This is a genomic window from Thermohahella caldifontis, assembly GCF_041153465.1.
GTDB classification, from domain to species: domain Bacteria; phylum Pseudomonadota; class Gammaproteobacteria; order Pseudomonadales; family Oleiphilaceae; genus Thermohahella; species Thermohahella caldifontis.
Map to the genome: position 1 here is coordinate 2138362 of NZ_CP154858.1, position 15098 is coordinate 2153459.

Annotated in this window: 16 protein-coding genes; 12 read left to right on the forward strand and 4 right to left on the reverse strand. The window is 61.1% G+C overall.

Annotation, left to right across the window (positions count from 1 at the left end; all coding sequences use genetic code 11):
* The first annotated feature begins 27 nt into the window (after positions 1-27).
* Genes AAIA72_RS10330 through AAIA72_RS10340 form a run of 3 tightly spaced genes read left to right on the forward strand, consistent with a single transcriptional unit; the run spans position 28 to position 3403 of the window.
* Positions 28-912: an ABC transporter substrate-binding protein gene (locus AAIA72_RS10330; protein WP_369600236.1), complete on the forward strand. Its 885-nt coding sequence runs from the start codon at positions 28-30 to the stop codon at positions 910-912.
* The gene (locus AAIA72_RS10335) at positions 909-1340 is read left to right on the forward strand and encodes a hypothetical protein (protein ID WP_369600237.1); all 432 of its coding nucleotides are present in this window, start codon (positions 909-911) and stop codon (positions 1338-1340) included. Before AAIA72_RS10330 ends, AAIA72_RS10335 begins: the two co-directional genes overlap by 4 nt.
* The gene (locus AAIA72_RS10340) at positions 1325-3403 is read left to right on the forward strand and encodes a putative bifunctional diguanylate cyclase/phosphodiesterase (protein WP_369600238.1); all 2079 of its coding nucleotides are present in this window, start codon (positions 1325-1327) and stop codon (positions 3401-3403) included. Before AAIA72_RS10335 ends, AAIA72_RS10340 begins: the two co-directional genes overlap by 16 nt.
* Here AAIA72_RS10340 and AAIA72_RS10345 read toward each other — a convergent pair.
* The 4 genes from AAIA72_RS10345 to AAIA72_RS10360 form a co-directional block, all read right to left on the reverse strand.
* On the reverse strand, positions 3354-4649 hold the full coding sequence (locus AAIA72_RS10345; protein WP_369600239.1) for an ATP-binding protein: 1296 nt from the start codon (positions 4647-4649) through the stop codon (positions 3354-3356). The genes AAIA72_RS10340 and AAIA72_RS10345 overlap by 50 nt on opposite strands.
* Positions 4649-5263, reverse strand: coding sequence for a chemotaxis protein CheC (locus AAIA72_RS10350; RefSeq protein WP_369600240.1), 615 nt, complete (start codon positions 5261-5263; stop codon positions 4649-4651). Before AAIA72_RS10350 ends, AAIA72_RS10345 begins: the two co-directional genes overlap by 1 nt.
* Positions 5263-5637: a response regulator gene (locus tag AAIA72_RS10355; RefSeq protein WP_369600242.1), complete on the reverse strand. Its 375-nt coding sequence runs from the start codon at positions 5635-5637 to the stop codon at positions 5263-5265. Before AAIA72_RS10355 ends, AAIA72_RS10350 begins: the two co-directional genes overlap by 1 nt.
* A 94-nt stretch (positions 5638-5731) precedes the next feature.
* Complete coding sequence (locus AAIA72_RS10360; RefSeq protein WP_369600243.1) at positions 5732-6643, reverse strand: alpha/beta hydrolase; 912 nt, start codon at positions 6641-6643, stop codon at positions 5732-5734.
* A gap of 161 nt (positions 6644-6804) precedes the next feature.
* Between AAIA72_RS10360 and AAIA72_RS10365 the strand changes: the two genes are divergently transcribed.
* From AAIA72_RS10365 to malT, 9 genes are all read left to right on the forward strand, one after another.
* A complete protein-coding gene (locus AAIA72_RS10365) occupies positions 6805-7194 on the forward strand; it encodes a DUF3461 family protein (protein ID WP_369600244.1) in 390 nt (129 codons plus the stop codon).
* 69 nt (positions 7195-7263) lie between these two features.
* Positions 7264-8208: an AEC family transporter gene (locus AAIA72_RS10370; protein ID WP_369600245.1), complete on the forward strand. Its 945-nt coding sequence runs from the start codon at positions 7264-7266 to the stop codon at positions 8206-8208.
* The gene (locus AAIA72_RS10375; protein WP_369600246.1) at positions 8181-8612 is read left to right on the forward strand and encodes a DUF4345 family protein; all 432 of its coding nucleotides are present in this window, start codon (positions 8181-8183) and stop codon (positions 8610-8612) included. Before AAIA72_RS10370 ends, AAIA72_RS10375 begins: the two co-directional genes overlap by 28 nt.
* A gap of 95 nt (positions 8613-8707) precedes the next feature.
* Positions 8708-9076, forward strand: coding sequence for a DUF5675 family protein (locus AAIA72_RS10380; protein WP_369600247.1), 369 nt, complete (start codon positions 8708-8710; stop codon positions 9074-9076).
* Between the two features lie 4 nt (positions 9077-9080).
* Positions 9081-9557: a hypothetical protein gene (locus AAIA72_RS10385; protein ID WP_369600248.1), complete on the forward strand. Its 477-nt coding sequence runs from the start codon at positions 9081-9083 to the stop codon at positions 9555-9557.
* An 88-nt stretch (positions 9558-9645) separates the two neighbouring features.
* Positions 9646-10245, forward strand: a complete 600-nt coding sequence (locus AAIA72_RS10390) for a TetR family transcriptional regulator C-terminal domain-containing protein (RefSeq protein ID WP_369600249.1) — start codon at positions 9646-9648, stop codon at positions 10243-10245.
* A gap of 54 nt (positions 10246-10299) precedes the next feature.
* A complete protein-coding gene (locus AAIA72_RS10395; protein WP_369600250.1) occupies positions 10300-11538 on the forward strand; it encodes an NADH:flavin oxidoreductase/NADH oxidase family protein in 1239 nt (412 codons plus the stop codon).
* 71 nt (positions 11539-11609) lie between these two features.
* Positions 11610-12155, forward strand: coding sequence for a hypothetical protein (locus AAIA72_RS10400; protein ID WP_369600251.1), 546 nt, complete (start codon positions 11610-11612; stop codon positions 12153-12155).
* A gap of 316 nt (positions 12156-12471) precedes the next feature.
* Positions 12472-15093 (forward strand): HTH-type transcriptional regulator MalT, encoded by a 2622-nt coding sequence (malT, locus tag AAIA72_RS10405; protein ID WP_369600252.1) that lies wholly within the window; start codon positions 12472-12474, stop codon positions 15091-15093.
* The last annotated feature ends 5 nt before the right edge of the window (positions 15094-15098 follow it).

Here is a 15098-nt window from a genome sequence, read left to right on the forward strand (position 1 = left end):
GCCTTTTTCTGTTCTATACTGGAGGGCATGCGTAGTCTGATCTGTGCCTGCATTCTCCTGATTCTGACGGCCTGCTCCGGGCCGGACGCCCCTCTGCGCGTAGGTACCAATCTCTGGCCCGGTTACGAACCGCTCTACGTGGCACGTGAGCTCGGGGCGCTGGATCCGGCGCAGGTAAAGCTGGTGGAGCTGAGCTCCGCCTCTCAGGTGATGCGCGCCCTGCAGAACGGCGAACTGGATGCGGCCGCCCTGACGCTGGATGAAGCCATCCGTCTGGCGTCCCAGGGCGTGGATCTCTCCGTGGCCCTCATCCTGGATGAATCGACCGGCAGTGACGCGGTACTCGCCCATGCGCCTCTGACCGACCTGAGCCAGCTGCGCGGCAAGCGGGTGATCCTGGAACCCGGTTCCGTGGGCGAACTCATGCTTGAGGGCCTGCTGAAACAGGCCGGGCTTCAGGCCGGCGACATCAAGCGGGTGTATCGCACGGCCAATGAACATGCCCGGGCCTTCCTGAACCGGGAAGGCGACATACTGATTACCTTCGAGCCCATGGTGAGCCAGCTGGTACATCGGGGGAAGGCCGTCATCTTCGACAGCCGGGCCCTGCCCGGTCAGATTCTGGATGTACTGGTCGTCCGCAATGACCGTATTGCCACGCATCAGGCCGCCCTGGCACAGCTGACCCAAGGCTGGTTTCAGGCTGTCACACTCTTTGAAACACAGCCGGACAAGGCCCTGGCACTGGCCAATCACCGACTCAAGGCTGCGGACGCAGACCTCCGGGCCATGTATGCCGGACTGCGGCTCGGCACGCCGGCCTTGCAGTCCCGGTTGAACCGACAGTGGCCGCTCACGCTGGCACGCCTGACGTTGCCGGATCCGGCCGGCATGCCGGAGGCCCGGTTGTGAAGCTCAACAACCTCCCGGCCACCCGCCTCATTGTGATACCGACGCTGCTGCTCTTTGCCGCCCTCAGCACCCTTCTGCTGCCCCTGCAATGGCAACAGGCCCTGAAGGACATCCGGGCGCAGCAGGCACAGCTCCTGAACTACGAGGCCAGCCGGCTGCAGGACGTGCTGGCAGAAAAGCTCATCAAGGGCGAGCGTACAGAGCTGGAAAGCGTGATCACCCAGGCCAGCACCCTGCCCTGGCTGGAACTGGCACTGGTCACGGATCCGTCCGGGCGGGTGCTGGCAGCCACCCGTCTGGCACTGAAAAACGTAGCGGTGGACAGTGTCCTGCCCCGGCCCTTCTATGCGCTGCTGGAACAGGCCCGCACGGCGCCGGGAATCCCCTTTCTCCCGCACCGGGACAGGTCGCGGTGGTCCGGTCCCTGACCTTCCCCGATGCCAACCCGGAACACAATCAGACTGCGGGCCTGCTCTATGTCAGTTTCGATACCACCGCCCTGAGCCAACAGGCCACCCAACGGGTGCTGGTGTTCACCGGCGCACTCTGGGCCGGCGTCATCCTCATGCTGGCCATTCTGCTGTTTCTGCTGCGCCGGTACGTGGCCGGGCCGCTCCAGTGGCTCGAGGCTCAGCTCAGCCACCCGGACGCGTGCCAGCCCCAGGCGCTGGACAACGTCCCGGCCAGCCGCGAAATCCATGCCCTGGCCCGGGCACTCTGTGACGCGTTCCGGAATACCCGCGCCCTGGCAGAGCGTTACAAGCGTCTGTTTGACTGCAGCCGGGACGGTTTGCTGGTGGTGGATACGCACCAGAACATCCAGATGGTCAATCCGCGCCTGTGCGAACTGGTCGGCCGCACACCGGAAAGCCTGGTCGGCCAGCCCTTTCATGTCCTGCTGGAAGGTGACGAGCGGGAGCCCCTGATGAGCGCCCTGGCCCCCAACAACCTCATGGACGACTTCTACCGGGAAACCCGGGTGGTCACACCGGACGGTCAGCGCCTGGATGTGGGCTTGCGCGCCATGCCCCTGACCACGCCGGATGGCGAGTACAGCGGCACCCTGCTGATCCTGACGGACATCACCCAGATCAACCGGCAGAAGCAGCGCCTCGAGCAACTGGCCTTCTTTGACACCCTGACCCAGCTGCCCAACCGCCGGCTGATGGAGGAATACATCAGCCGGGAACTGGTGCGCCTGCGCCGCAACGGCATGCAGGCAGCGCTGCTGGTGCTGGATGTGGACAATTTCAAGGCCATCAACGACTCGCTGGGGCATCCGGTGGGTGACCAGCTGCTGGTCGCGCTGGCACGGGAACTGCCCGCCCTGCTCCGGCCGGATGATCTGGTGGGCCGCCTGTCAGGGGATGAGTTCGTGATTCTCATGACCCAGACCGGAACCACCCAGGAGGAAACGCTCCGGGAGATACAGGCCTTTGATGCGCGATTGCGCGAACGCCTGCAAAAACCCTTCGAGATCGCCAGTCACAGCACCATGCTCAGCTGCTCACTGGGCGCCACCTGCGTCCGGGACCCGGGCCAGACCCATCACGACCTGCTGCGCGAAGCGGATACCGCCCTGTACCAGGCCAAGCGCGCGGGACGGGGCCAACTGGTGCTGTTCACCGAGGACATGCACACCCGCGCCAAGGAAAACTTCACGCTTCAGTCCATGATCCGGGATGCCATCGCCGAGGATGCCTTCAGCCTGGTGTTCCAGCCCCAGAGCAACGATCAGGGAGAATTGGTGGGTGCGGAGGTCCTGATCCGCTGGGAGCATCCGGAACAGGGCTTCATCTCCCCCGCCCGGTTCATCCCGGTCGCGGAGGATTCGGGACTCATCTCGGCCATCGGCGAGTGGGTGCTGCGTCAGTCCATCGCCTTCCTGGCCCGCAACGAGGCGCACCTGCCACCGTCCTTCAAGCGCCTGGCCGTCAACGTCAGTGCGTTGCAGTTCTATCAGCCCAACTTTGCGCAACAGGTGCATGACTGGTGTACTGAAGCCGGCGTCTCACCGGAACGGATCGAGCTGGAACTGACCGAATCCCTGCTCATCGAAAATGTGCAGGCCGCCGTGAACGTCATGCAGACACTGCGCAATCTGGGCTTCACTGTGGCACTGGATGATTTTGGTACCGGGTTTTCCTCGCTCAGCTACCTCAAGCAACTGCCGCTGAACAAGCTCAAGATCGACCGCGCCTTCATCCGGGAGCTGCCGGCCGACAAGCACGACGCCACACTGGTGGAAACCATTCTCGCTGTCGCCCGGCACTTTGATCTGGATGCCGTGGCCGAAGGGGTGGAAACGGAAGATCAGCTGGAGTTCCTGCTGTTCAATGGCTGTCACACCTTCCAGGGTTTCCTGCTGTCACGGCCGGTGCCTGAGTCCGAGTTTATCGCCCTGCTTGAACAGGAGCGTCCCTTCGCGCCCTGGCTCTCGGTCATCCATCCGCTTGAGGTACAGGCTGGCGGACCGGCAGCCAAACCGTAAAGGTACTGCCCTGCCCTACCTTGCTCTCCACTTCGATACGTCCGTGATGCTTCTGCACGATATTCCAGGACAGTGAGAGCCCCAACCCTGTCCCCTTGCCCACGGGCTTGGTGGTGAAGAAAGGCTCGAAGAGCCGCGTGCGGATGTTCTCCGGGATGCCGCAGCCCGTGTCACTGACCGCCACAAACACTTCGTCCCCCTTCACGCCGGTACGGAGGGTGATGGTGCCGCGCTTTTCGATGGCATGTGCCGCGTTGACAATCAGGTTCATGAACACCTGGTTGAGCTGCGAGGCGATGCACTCCACCTCCGGCAGGTCGCCGTAGTCCTTGATGACTTCCGCCTTGTACTTGACCTCGTTCCAGACCACGTTCAGGGTGCTGTCCAGCCCCTTGTGCAGATCTGCCATCTGCCACTCGGCCTTGTCCACATGGGAGAAGTCCTTGAGATCCTGAACAATGCGACGCACCCGCTCCGCCCCCTCGCGCGATTCGGCGATGAGGTCTCTGAGATCCTCCTTGAGAAATCCGAAATCATGCTGTTTGGCGAGGGCATCCAGCTCCGCCAGCAACGCCGGCGGCCCCGATTTTTCCACCGCGGCATGCCAGGCCTCGATCATCGCCAGCAGATCATCCACGGACCGTTCCAAAGAACCGATATTGGAATACACATAGCCAATGGGATTGTTGATTTCATGAGCCACGCCTGCAGCCAGCTGGCCGATGGCGGCCATCTTCTCGGACTGCAGAAGCTGATTCTGAGCCTCCTCCAGACGCTCGATCAGCTTTTGCTGCTCAACCTTTTCCTCACTCAGGCGACGATTGAGGTCATGCATCACCTGATGCTGAATGGCCCGTTCCGTGGCGTCCATCAGCAGAATGCCCACCAGTTTCACCTCACCATCTTCCAGCACGGGGAAGAAGGTGGTGTCCTGATACATTTTGGTGTGCTTGCGGGTAATGGGCCGGGAACCCTGAAAGTCAAAGACATGGGGCCGCTGCACCCAGGACGTGAAGGTCAGGGTCCGGAGCTCGAACACACTCCTGACTTTCTTGCGGAACCAGCTCTCCGGCAGATTGGGGAAGAGTTCGAAGAGCGGGCGGCCCTTCACTGCCTCCTCCGGCTGGCCGCTGTTGAGGGCCATGAACCGGTTCCAGAGCTGCACCCGGTACTGGTCGTCCACGACCATGACCCCGACATTGAGCTCATCGATCACCGTGCGCAGCAAACGGCTGTCAGACAGCACTAGAAATCCTCCAGCAGTCGATTGATGGCGTCCACCACCACAGCAATGCTTTCGCTGGCCACACAGATCAGCAGTTCACAGTTGAACCGGTGGGATTCCACCTTGAAACAGATCTCCAGCACCAGGGTCTGCTCGCGGTTCATGTCCTCACCCACGGCCGCGGCAAGTGTGGTCTGCGTGGCCAGAATGGACGGCGCACCGAAGGACGCCGGCAACGCCAGCTGCTCGGCCAGCCCCTGAATGCAGGCGCTGGACAGAATATTGGTCACATCCAGCATCAGCTCGTCATGCCCGGCCGGATCCACGTCTTCGTCGTAACCCAGCAGGGATGCCAGTTCATCGGCTCCATCCTGATCGAAGCTGACCAGCACCTCGCCCCGCAGCGCCCCCAGGAAGGACTGCCGCGTCACCACCGCCGCCGGCTGATGAAAGAACGGGCAACCCTTCAGGTCTTCCCCGCACTCACTGGCCAGCAGGATGCGGGGGACGCTGAGAATCACCAGAGTATCGATCAGGCGCGCAAGACGGTCCGCCGCCTGGCCCATGGCAACGTTCATCAGTTCCTGGAGCGCGTCGCGCTGATCCTCCGTCAACGCCGCGAACGGTGCATTCATCAGACCAGCCCGATGGTATGCAGGGTCTCCTGAAGCACATCCTCCCTGACCGGCTTGCGGACAAAGGCGGCCGCCCCCAGCTCCTTCACCCGTCTCTGGGCTTCTGGCTGGATGTCCGCACTGATCACCACCACGATCACATTGGCCTCCTCGGCCTTCAGGTGTTCCAGGACGGCAAATCCGTCCATTTCCGGCATGGTCAGATCCAGAAACATCAGATCCGCCTTGCCGGCATGATAGGCGTCCAGTGCCTCGCGGCCGTTGGCCGCCTGAGTAATGGTGACATCCTCCTCCCTGAAGGCGCTGGGCAGCGCCCGCATGATCATTTTCCGCGACATGCTCGAATCGTCACATACGACTATCTTGAGCGCCATGCCTCATTCCCCGTGGATACGTTTATCCTAAATATAGACGATCTGCGTGCAGGTGCGAGTGCAGAAAGGCAGCGAGGTGCCGGCTCGGGACGTTTCAGGCCACATCAGTTTCCGGCAGGGGCACGCATTCACGGACGAACGCCCCGATCTTGCGCAGGGCATGGCCCCCTTCGGGCAGAATCCGTGCCGCAAAGTGCCAGACGTGGAACATGGCCGGCCACACATCCAGGGTCACGGGCGAGCCATGCACCCGCGCCCGGCGGGCGTAGGCCTGACACTCGTCCAGCAGGATCTCGTCTTCCCCCACCTGAATGAGTGTCGGCGGCAGATCGTGCATGTGGCCATGCAGCGGCGACATGCCCGGATGAGTGGGATCCTGCCCCGAGGCGTACTGTCGGGCAAAGAAGCGGATACGTTCGGGGGTGATCAGGGGGTCATGCCGGCGCCGCGGAGACTGACTGCAGAGCGAACAGCTCAGATCCAGCCAGGGTGACAGGGCCACCGCACAGGCAGGCGAAGGCAGCCCGGCATCCCGGATGGCCTGCAGGGTGGCCAGCGTCAGCCCGCCGCCCGCCGAATCACCGGCAATCACGATGCGTTGCGGATCAATCTGCTCGCTCAGCAGGTACCGGTAGGCCGCCAGGGCATCTTCCAGCGCTGCCGGGAACGGATGCTCCGGTGCCAGGCGGTATTCCGGCATGAAAATCTGTGCCTGCGCCGCCTTGGCCAGCCGGCCCGCCAGTTCAATATGGGTTCGGGTGGAACCGATCACGTAGCCCCCGCCATGCAGGTACAGCACCACGCGACTGGAGCAGGCATGTCGGTGGCTGACCCAGACACCATTGGGGGACACGTGCCTCACCTTATCCGTCTGCACATGAGGTGAGGGATGCACCAGCCAGAAGCTCTGCTGCGAGCAGAACCGGTAGGCTTCGAGCGTATTGGGCACAAACCGCATTCCGTTGCGAATCATGGTCTTGATCCATTCGGCGCGGCTGACCATCATCTTCTCCGGACTGACACCATTGTGTTACCTATAGTCCAGAATCCGCACGGGTGCCACTGCGGGGTACAATTCAACACACAATTTACGGAGTATTACGTATGGAAAAGGAATCCCCGCACCGCCATTGTACGCCTTCAGATGAAGGACTTCGGGAGCAAGACATGTACGAGTATCTGAAAAGCATTGGCGTCAAGGATATTGATCAGATTGAACGTTATTCCCTGCGCACCGAAGCCGATCACGATGTTTTGAAGATTTACTACAAGAAGAAAAAGGGCGATTTCTTCCATCACTCCGTCAAGTTCAAGTTTCCGCGAATCAAAAAGTCGGTTCTGGTTGACTCGGGCACACACCGTTACGAGGAGACGTCCGAAATTTCACCCCAGTTGGTCCACATCCTCGAAGAACTGGATAAGATTACCGATCAGGAGTTCCAGCGTGAAGATACGCTGGATAACGTACTCATTGAACTCCGTCACCTGGAAAAGGTCGTATCCAACAAGATCCGCGAGATCGAAGACAAGATCGAGCGTCTCAAGAAGAAAAACTGACCTTCGGCGCGATACCGGTTTCAGCAACGACTCGGGGCACTTGTGGCCCCTTTTTTGTGGGTGAATGCCATGTGGGATGCCCTTGTCTTTGCCTTTGACGCCATCGCCCCCATCTTTCTTGTGGTGCTGCTTGGTGTCGTCTTTCGCCAGCGTGGCTGGATTGATCACCAGTTTGTCCAGCAGGGTTCGCGACTGGTGTTCAACGTCGCCCTGCCGACCCTGATTTTTCTCAGTCTCAGTACGCTCGATCTGAACCAGGTTCTGGATCCCCGCCAGGTCATCGTCGCCCTGACGGGTGTGCTGCTCGGTTTTCTGGCCCTCTGGTGGTTCAGCCGTATTCACGTCCCCCGGGCCGACCAGCGCGGTGTATGGGTACAGGGTGCATTCCGCGGCAATCTCGGCATCGTGGGCATTGCCCTCTGTGCCCAGGTTTACGGTGCGACGAACCTGGCCATGGCTTCCCTGCTGCTGGGCGTGATCACCCTGCTGTACAACGTCCTCTCCGTCTGGGTGCTGCAGCGTGCCCGGCAACAGACCTCCTCCGGCTGGCACCCCCTGGTGACCAGCATGCTCCGCAATCCACTGATTCTGTCCATACTGGCCTCCCTGCCCTTCGCCTGGTGGCATCTGTCGCTGCCCGGCTGGATTCATACGGCCGCCGGCTACTTTGCCCGCATGACGCTTCCCCTCGCCCTCATCTGCGTGGGCGCCTCCCTGTCCCCGGACGTTCTGCGCCGTGCCGGCAAGCTGGCACTCACCGCCTCGCTGGCCAAACTGGTCCTGCTGCCCGCCGCACAACTGGCGCTGGCCATGGCAGCCGGCGTTTCCGGCATGGCGCTGGGCACCCTGTTCCTCATGCTGGGCTCGCCAACCGCAACCGCGAGCTTTATCATGGTACGCGCCATGGGCGGGGATGATGAGCTGGCTGCCGCCATCATCGTCATTTCCACGCTGGCTTCCTTCGTGACTCTGGCAACGGGACTGACATGTCTGCGAGTGCTTGGCTTGATCTGATTCGTGATACCCACGCATGGGTTGTCCTGATGGCGGCTCATGAGGCCATACTGCGCACACTGCTGATCCTGCTGGGGCTCTCCTCGGTGGCCCAGTCCCTGCGCGAAACCTTCCACAACGGCCCCTCGGCGAGCGGCATGGAAGCGGCCTCACCCACCGCGCGCAATCAGTTGAGGGCCTTCCACGGCCTCACCCTCGGCCTGGGGCTGACCGCATTCTGGGCAGCCGCTCACCTCGCCCAAGCCCGGCTGCTGGTGCAGGGAATCGGCCTGATGCCCATCCCCGCTGCGCTGGCACGTTACGTTTCCATTCGCCTGGACGGCCCACCGCACTGGTCCAGCCGGCTGCAACTCGGCATCGAACTGGGCCTGGGACTCCTGTTTCTGCTCTGGCCACCGGAATGAAAGACACGGGTGCCTGTTCTGGCCAAATGGGCGATTTACCCGTGTCCCGGTTTCGCTACACTGGTTAAGGATGATACAGGGAGGATCAAATCTTTATGGACAGAATAGAAATTGAGCGCCTGTGGCATGTTTCAAACACCTTGCCCATACACGGCATCATAAGACTCAACGGCATCCCCTATGGTGTTACGCTCGAACGTGACGACTTGGAAATACTCCCGGGCACTTACCATGGCCGGGTTTACGCCAGCCCACGTTTTCGTCGCGATGTTATACGCCTTGAGGACGCAAACGGGCGAACAAACATCGAAATTCATCCCGGAAACTCTATTGAAGACACGCGCGGCTGTATTCTGATTGGAATGAAGCGATCGGGGCATCGAATTCTCCATTCAAGACAGGCACTTGACCGTCTGATCAAAGCACTGGAAACCCCACGAAACATCATTGTTACAGTAAGGTGAAATCATGACGTCCATACTCAGAACCGTCTGTCTCGCCGGACTGATGGCCTTCACAATACCTTTTGCCAACGGTCAGGACATCTGTCGTTCAGAGCCCCTCACAACAGCCCTGGCCAGGATCCGGAGCCCGGCATTGCCCGAAACCGAACGCAGTGCAGCCTTCGAGAACCTCGCTAACCGTTATCTGAGCGATACCGGAACGGACTGGCTGGAAATAAAGGATGCTTTTCTCACGCTCATGACGGAGGACCCGCAATTTTTCTTCAGTCACATGGCCACTATGCCCTCAGTTTTCGGGAAGTGGCTCCAGGATTTTCAGCTCAACTGGAACCGGGAGGGTGAAGTCTCGGATTACCCCGAGCGCAAGGCGCTGGCCCTGAAGTCCCTGCAACGCTATCTCGAGAGGCTTGCAACGCATCAGCAAATGGCAACCCGGTTCCGCGACAAGCTGGAAGCGACCCAACCTCAGGTCGTCGATTGAGCGGTTGTCGGCTCTCCCTGAGCAAGGGTTGTTTGACTTTATAGACGACCGGTCGTAAACTGATCGCATATTCAACACAGGTGCACACATGGCACGCCCCCGCAAGAACGAACACATCCGTGAAGACATTCTGGATGCCGGCATCGAACTGCTGACTCAGCAGGGGTATCACGGTACCGGCCTCAAGGCCCTGCTGGATGCCCTGAATATTCCCAAGGGCTCGTTCTACCACTACTTCGAAAGCAAGGAAGCCTTTGCGGCGGAAGCCATCGAGTACTACATCAACCGCCTGCTGGAGCAGTTCGATCAGCTCATTGCCCGATCGGGCGAGACCCAGCCGGTGGCCACCATTCGCCTGGCCTATACCCGCATGATCCAAGCCATGGCCGCCCAGGGCTGCGAGCATGGCTGCCTGCTGGGCAACATGGCGGCGGAAGTGGGCAGTGCCGGCCCGGCATTTCAGCAGGCCCTGCAACGCGCCTTTGCCAACTGGAAGCGACGCTTTGTCCCGCTCCTGGAAAAAGGCCAGGCGCTCAACCAGATCCGCCGGGATATCCCGGCAGACGAACTGGCCGACATTTTCTGGAATGCCTGGGAAGGGGCCATCCTGCGCATGCGCTTCGAAGGCCACCCGCAGGGCCTCTACCGCACGCTGGATACCCTCCTGCTGCACCTGTTCCAACCCTGATTTTTATTTGAAAACTTAATAGACGACCGGTCGATAATTAACAAGGAGCACACCATGACATCACCCAGCCTGTTTACTCCCCTGCAGCTGGCGCGCGGCACCACCATCAAGAACCGATTCTTCAAATCGGCCATGAGCGAACAACTGGCAGACTGGCAGAACAATCCTCTGCCCAAGCTGGCCCGTCTTTACGGCACCTGGGCCGCCGGGGGAACCGGACTGCTCGTCACGGGCAATGTCATGATCGACCGCAATGCGCTGGGCGAACCCAAGCAGGTGGTTCTGGACGAGCGCAGTGAACTTCAGGGTTTCCGAAACTGGGCTGAAGCGGCCACACGCCACGGCACCGAATGCTGGATGCAGCTCAATCATCCCGGCAAGCAGATCCCCTCCTTTCTCAGCAAGCAACCGGTGGCGCCCTCTGCGGTTCCCCTCGGCGGCGGGCTGGAGAAGGCCTTCAATCCCCCCCGCGCCCTGACCGAGGACGAAATCCTCACCATTATCGGCAAGTTTGCCACGGCGGCGCGTCTGGCCAAGGCCACCGGCTTCACCGGGGTTCAGATCCATGGCGCGCACGGCTATCTGGTCAGCCAGTTCCTGTCGCCTCACCACAACCGCCGCAAGGATCGCTGGGGTGGCTCCCTGGAAAACCGCATGCGTTTCGTGCTCGAGGTCTACGCAGCCATCCGCGCGGCCGTGGGTGAAGACTTCCCCGTGGGCATCAAGCTCAACTCCGCCGACTTCCAGCGGGGCGGATTCGAGGAAGGCGAGGCCATCGAAGTCATTCGCGCGCTCTCGGCTCAGGGCATCGACCTCATTGAAATCTCCGGCGGCAACTACGAGTCACCGGCGATGATGGGCAAGGCGAAGAAATCGACCGTTGAGCGTGAAGCCTATTTTCTGGATTTTGCCGAACAGGTGCGCCAACATACGGACGTGCCCCTCGTGGTCACCGGAGGCTTCCGGTCCGGCCGCGCCATGCAGCAGGCCCTGGAAAGCGGCGCAACGGACATGATCGGCCTGGCCCGCCCCCTGACACTCTACCCGGACCTGCCCAAGCGCATCGAGGCCAACCCGGACTTCAGGGCAGAATTTACCCGGCCCAGCACCGGCATGCGCGATCTGGATCGCATGGCCATGCTCGACATCACCTGGTATGAGTGCCAGATCGAACGCATCGCCGACGGCAAGCAGCCCGACCCGAAACTCAGCGCCTGGAGCGCTGTCATTCACACTTTCGGGCGCCTGGGCGTTCACGCCTTCCGCAAGCGCCGCGCCAAGGCCAAAGCCTGAATCCGGGCTTGACTCCGTAGCCGGGTACGGAGTGATGATGATGGTCTGCTTACTCACAGGAGACCATCATCATGTCCCGCTTGTTAAGATCCATCGTTTCTTTTGTCCTGCTCAGCCTTGCGCTGTCCGTCCAGGCCGCACCGGCAGCCCCGGAACAGGGCCGCCTGTTCGTTCACCTCAAGACCAGCCTCAAGCATGACGACGCCCAGATCTGTGTCGCCTACAACATCATCTGGACCGCACTCCGGGAAGGTCTGGCGGTGGACGTGCTCGTGGATGCGGACGCCATCAATACCTTCAGGACCGGCATGTTTTCATCCTCGGACAGCATCCAGGGCTACAAGATCCCCGAAAATCTCCGGTCTTCCATTGCCGCACAGCTGAAGATGCCGGTAGACGAGGTGCCCCGCACCTACGGAGAGTATCTCGAGCGGCTGGCCGCCGACGGGGCGCGGTTTTACATCAACAAGGGCTTTCTGGTCGTTTCCGGCATTGCACCGGAGCCGGACAAGAACCTGGGCAAGATCGCACCTTACGCCGCGAAGCTCTTTAAGCCGGTGGACTTTCAGACCATGCTTCGTCTGCGCCGCCAGGCCGACTTCGACTATACCTACTGAGCCCACTTAATCACCATCCTCATGCCCTGCCGCCCACCCCGGGCGGTACTTCTTTGACCTGGATCCGGTTTCTGTTCAATCGGGGTGCAGGCAACTGCATTCGCTGATAAGATGATCCCCGCAATACCCTGAACGATTACAAGAACAAGCGCCCGGCGCCACACAACACCAGGTTCGAGGACATGACCCAAACAGCCATCAGACCGAAGGATCTGACGTTGATTCGTGCCAAAATCCTGGTGCCCAAGCACCCCCGTATCTGCTTTCGCGAGACAAGTTTGACGATCTGCTGCATGAGGCCGGTCAGGCCAGCCTCGTGCTGATTCAGGCCCCGGCCGGTTACGGCAAGACCACCGCTACTGCCGACCGGCTCGGTGCCCTGGGGGCTGATACCGCCTGGGTACGCCTGGACGAACAGGACAATGACCCGGGCCAGTTTGCCCAGTATGTGGTGCATGCCCTGCACAGCGTGCGCCCGGTGCTGTCTGATGTCATCCAGAACCTGGAGGGCGGCACCTACCCGTCCCTGCAGGCCGTGCTCACCGATGTGCTCGCTCAACTGCCCCTGGAAGACGAGCCCCTGTATCTGGTCCTGGACGACTACCACAGCATCCATTCGCCGGACATTCATCAGGCCCTGGAGTTTCTGCTCAAGCATCATCCGCCCTATCTGACGCTGATCGTGCTGTCCCGCACCCTGCCTCCCATCGGGATTGCCCAGTTGCGGATGCAGGGCCGTCTGCTGGAAATCACCGCCCGGGACCTGGCCTTCACCGCGGACGAAGCAGAAGCCTACTTCAGGCAGCGCCTGCACTACGGGCTCTCGCGTGAAACGGTGGAACGCATTACCCGCCGGGCCGAAGGCTGGATAGCGGCCCTGCAGCTGGCCGCCGCATCGGCGAGCACACAGCAGGAGTTCGATGCCTTCACCGAACAGCTGCCTCAGGGCAATCAGCACATCTTCAACTACTTCGATGAACTGCTGTCGGAAACCGTCTCGGAGGATGAACGCCATTTCCTCCTGCGCACCAGCATTCTGGAACGCTTCAACGCATTTCTGGTGATGCGCGTGACCGCCCAGCCCGATGACCAGGTTCTGCTCACGCGACTGCTTAATCTGGGCCTGTTCATGATACCGGTGGACACCGGCGGCCTCTGGTACCGCTATCATAGCCTGTTCGCCACCTACCTGCGGCACCTGCTCAGCTGCACGCTGTCGGAAGAAGCCTCCACCCTGCACCTGCGCGCCTGTGAAGCCTGGCTCGAACTCGGCCGGCCGGAAGAAGCGGCCCATCACGCCATCGCCTCAGGCGATCAGGACCGCGTGGCCGGAATCCTGCTGGAGCACGGGCGTCACTTCCTCAGCGAAGGCCGGTTCAGTCTGCTTCAGCGCTGTCTCGACACGCTGGATCGTCAGCGCGTCACCGACCACCCGGCCCTGACGCTGCTCCGCGCATGGGTGGCCCAGAGCCAGTATCAGTTCGCCGAGGTGGAATCCTGGTTGACGGAAGCCGAGCGCCGCATCGCGGAACATGGTGATCCGGATGAGCTCAAGTCCGCACGGGCGGAGTTTGATGCCGTCCGCGCCCAGGTCGCCATGAATTTCGGCAACCCCAGGCAAGCGCTGGAACTGGCGGAAGCCGCACTGGCTGCCGACGTGCGTTACCTCAACACATCCTTCATTGCCGCCAACTCGGTTCTGGGGGAAGCGCACTTCGTGCTCGGCCATCTCAACCGGGCCATGGCACAGATGCAGCAGACCGAACAGCTGGCCCGTCAGCATGGGGCCCATCAGAATGTCATCTGGGCCCTGTGCCAGCAGTCGGAAATCGCTGTGGCCCAGGGTTTCCTCCAGAAGGCCTACAACTTCCAGGAAAAGGCCTTCCAGTACGTGGAAGAGAACGCACTGGAACATCTGCCCATCCTCGAGTTCCTGTACCGCATCCGGGCACAAATACTGTTCGAATGGTACCATCTGGATAATGCGGAAACCTGCGCGCTCAAGGGCATCGAGATCCTGGAAAACCAGGGCGAACGCTGGTACATCCAGAATTACGTGATCCTGGCCCGGATCGCCCAGGCCCTCGGCAAGCAGAACCTGTGCGCCGAGTACATTCACAAGATCCAGAAAATGCTCGCCGCCGGGGATTACCATCTGGACTGGGTCGCCAACGCCCACGCCACCATGCTGAACTACTGGGATGCGGTACGTGATCAGGAAGCCATCCAGCGCTGGCTCACCGCCGCCCCGCCCTTCGATCCGGCCACCGCGACCAATCACTTCCAGCAGTGCAATGCCCGCAACTATGTGCGCGCCTACACCTACCTGGGTCAGTATGAGCGGGCCGAACCCATCCTCGCAGCATTGCAGCGCGTGGCGGAACAATACCAGCTCAGAATGGACATGAACCGCAACCTGATCCAGCGCGCCCGGCTGCAGTGGCTGCAGGAACAGCGCGAAGCGGCGCTGGACAGCATCCACGAGGCACTGCAGCTCGCCAGCACGACAGGTGCCGTGGCATCCTTCCTGCGCATGGGCAAGATGCTGATCAACCTGCTCAAGGCTCTCCTGGCCGAACGCGAGTTGTCCGACATGGAACGTCAGCGTGCTGAACGCCTGGTACAACTGAGTCAGCAGCAACGGGATTTCAGCCGCGCCATCCGCATCACCCTGGATGAGGCCATCATTCAGGACATCATCGATCGCCCGGATGTCCCCGAACTGATCCGCACCTCACCCCTGACCCGCAGGGAATGGCAGGTACTCAGTCTCATCCATGCTGGCCTGTCCAATGATCAGATCGCGGAGCATCTCAAGGTGGCACCCACCACCATCAAGACGCATATCCGCAGCCTGTATCAGAAGCAGAATATCACGCACCGCTCCGAGGCCATCGCCCTCGCACGTGAACTGCTGAGCAAGATTCAGGGTGACTGAAGGTT

Coding starts and splice junctions, on each gene's coding strand:
- AAIA72_RS10330 (WP_369600236.1), top strand. CDS start 28: ATGCGTAGTCTGATCTGTGCCTGCATTCTCCTGATTCTGACGGCCTGC.
- AAIA72_RS10350 (WP_369600240.1), bottom strand. CDS start 5,263: ATGAATGCACCGTTCGCGGCGTTGACGGAGGATCAGCGCGACGCGCTC.
- AAIA72_RS10355 (WP_369600242.1), bottom strand. CDS start 5,637: ATGGCGCTCAAGATAGTCGTATGTGACGATTCGAGCATGTCGCGGAAA.
- AAIA72_RS10360 (WP_369600243.1), bottom strand. CDS start 6,643: ATGATGGTCAGCCGCGCCGAATGGATCAAGACCATGATTCGCAACGGA.
- AAIA72_RS10365 (WP_369600244.1), top strand. CDS start 6,805: ATGTACGAGTATCTGAAAAGCATTGGCGTCAAGGATATTGATCAGATT.
- AAIA72_RS10370 (WP_369600245.1), top strand. CDS start 7,264: ATGTGGGATGCCCTTGTCTTTGCCTTTGACGCCATCGCCCCCATCTTT.
- AAIA72_RS10375 (WP_369600246.1), top strand. CDS start 8,181: ATGTCTGCGAGTGCTTGGCTTGATCTGATTCGTGATACCCACGCATGG.
- AAIA72_RS10380 (WP_369600247.1), top strand. CDS start 8,708: ATGGACAGAATAGAAATTGAGCGCCTGTGGCATGTTTCAAACACCTTG.
- AAIA72_RS10385 (WP_369600248.1), top strand. CDS start 9,081: ATGACGTCCATACTCAGAACCGTCTGTCTCGCCGGACTGATGGCCTTC.
- AAIA72_RS10390 (WP_369600249.1), top strand. CDS start 9,646: ATGGCACGCCCCCGCAAGAACGAACACATCCGTGAAGACATTCTGGAT.
- AAIA72_RS10395 (WP_369600250.1), top strand. CDS start 10,300: ATGACATCACCCAGCCTGTTTACTCCCCTGCAGCTGGCGCGCGGCACC.
- AAIA72_RS10400 (WP_369600251.1), top strand. CDS start 11,610: ATGTCCCGCTTGTTAAGATCCATCGTTTCTTTTGTCCTGCTCAGCCTT.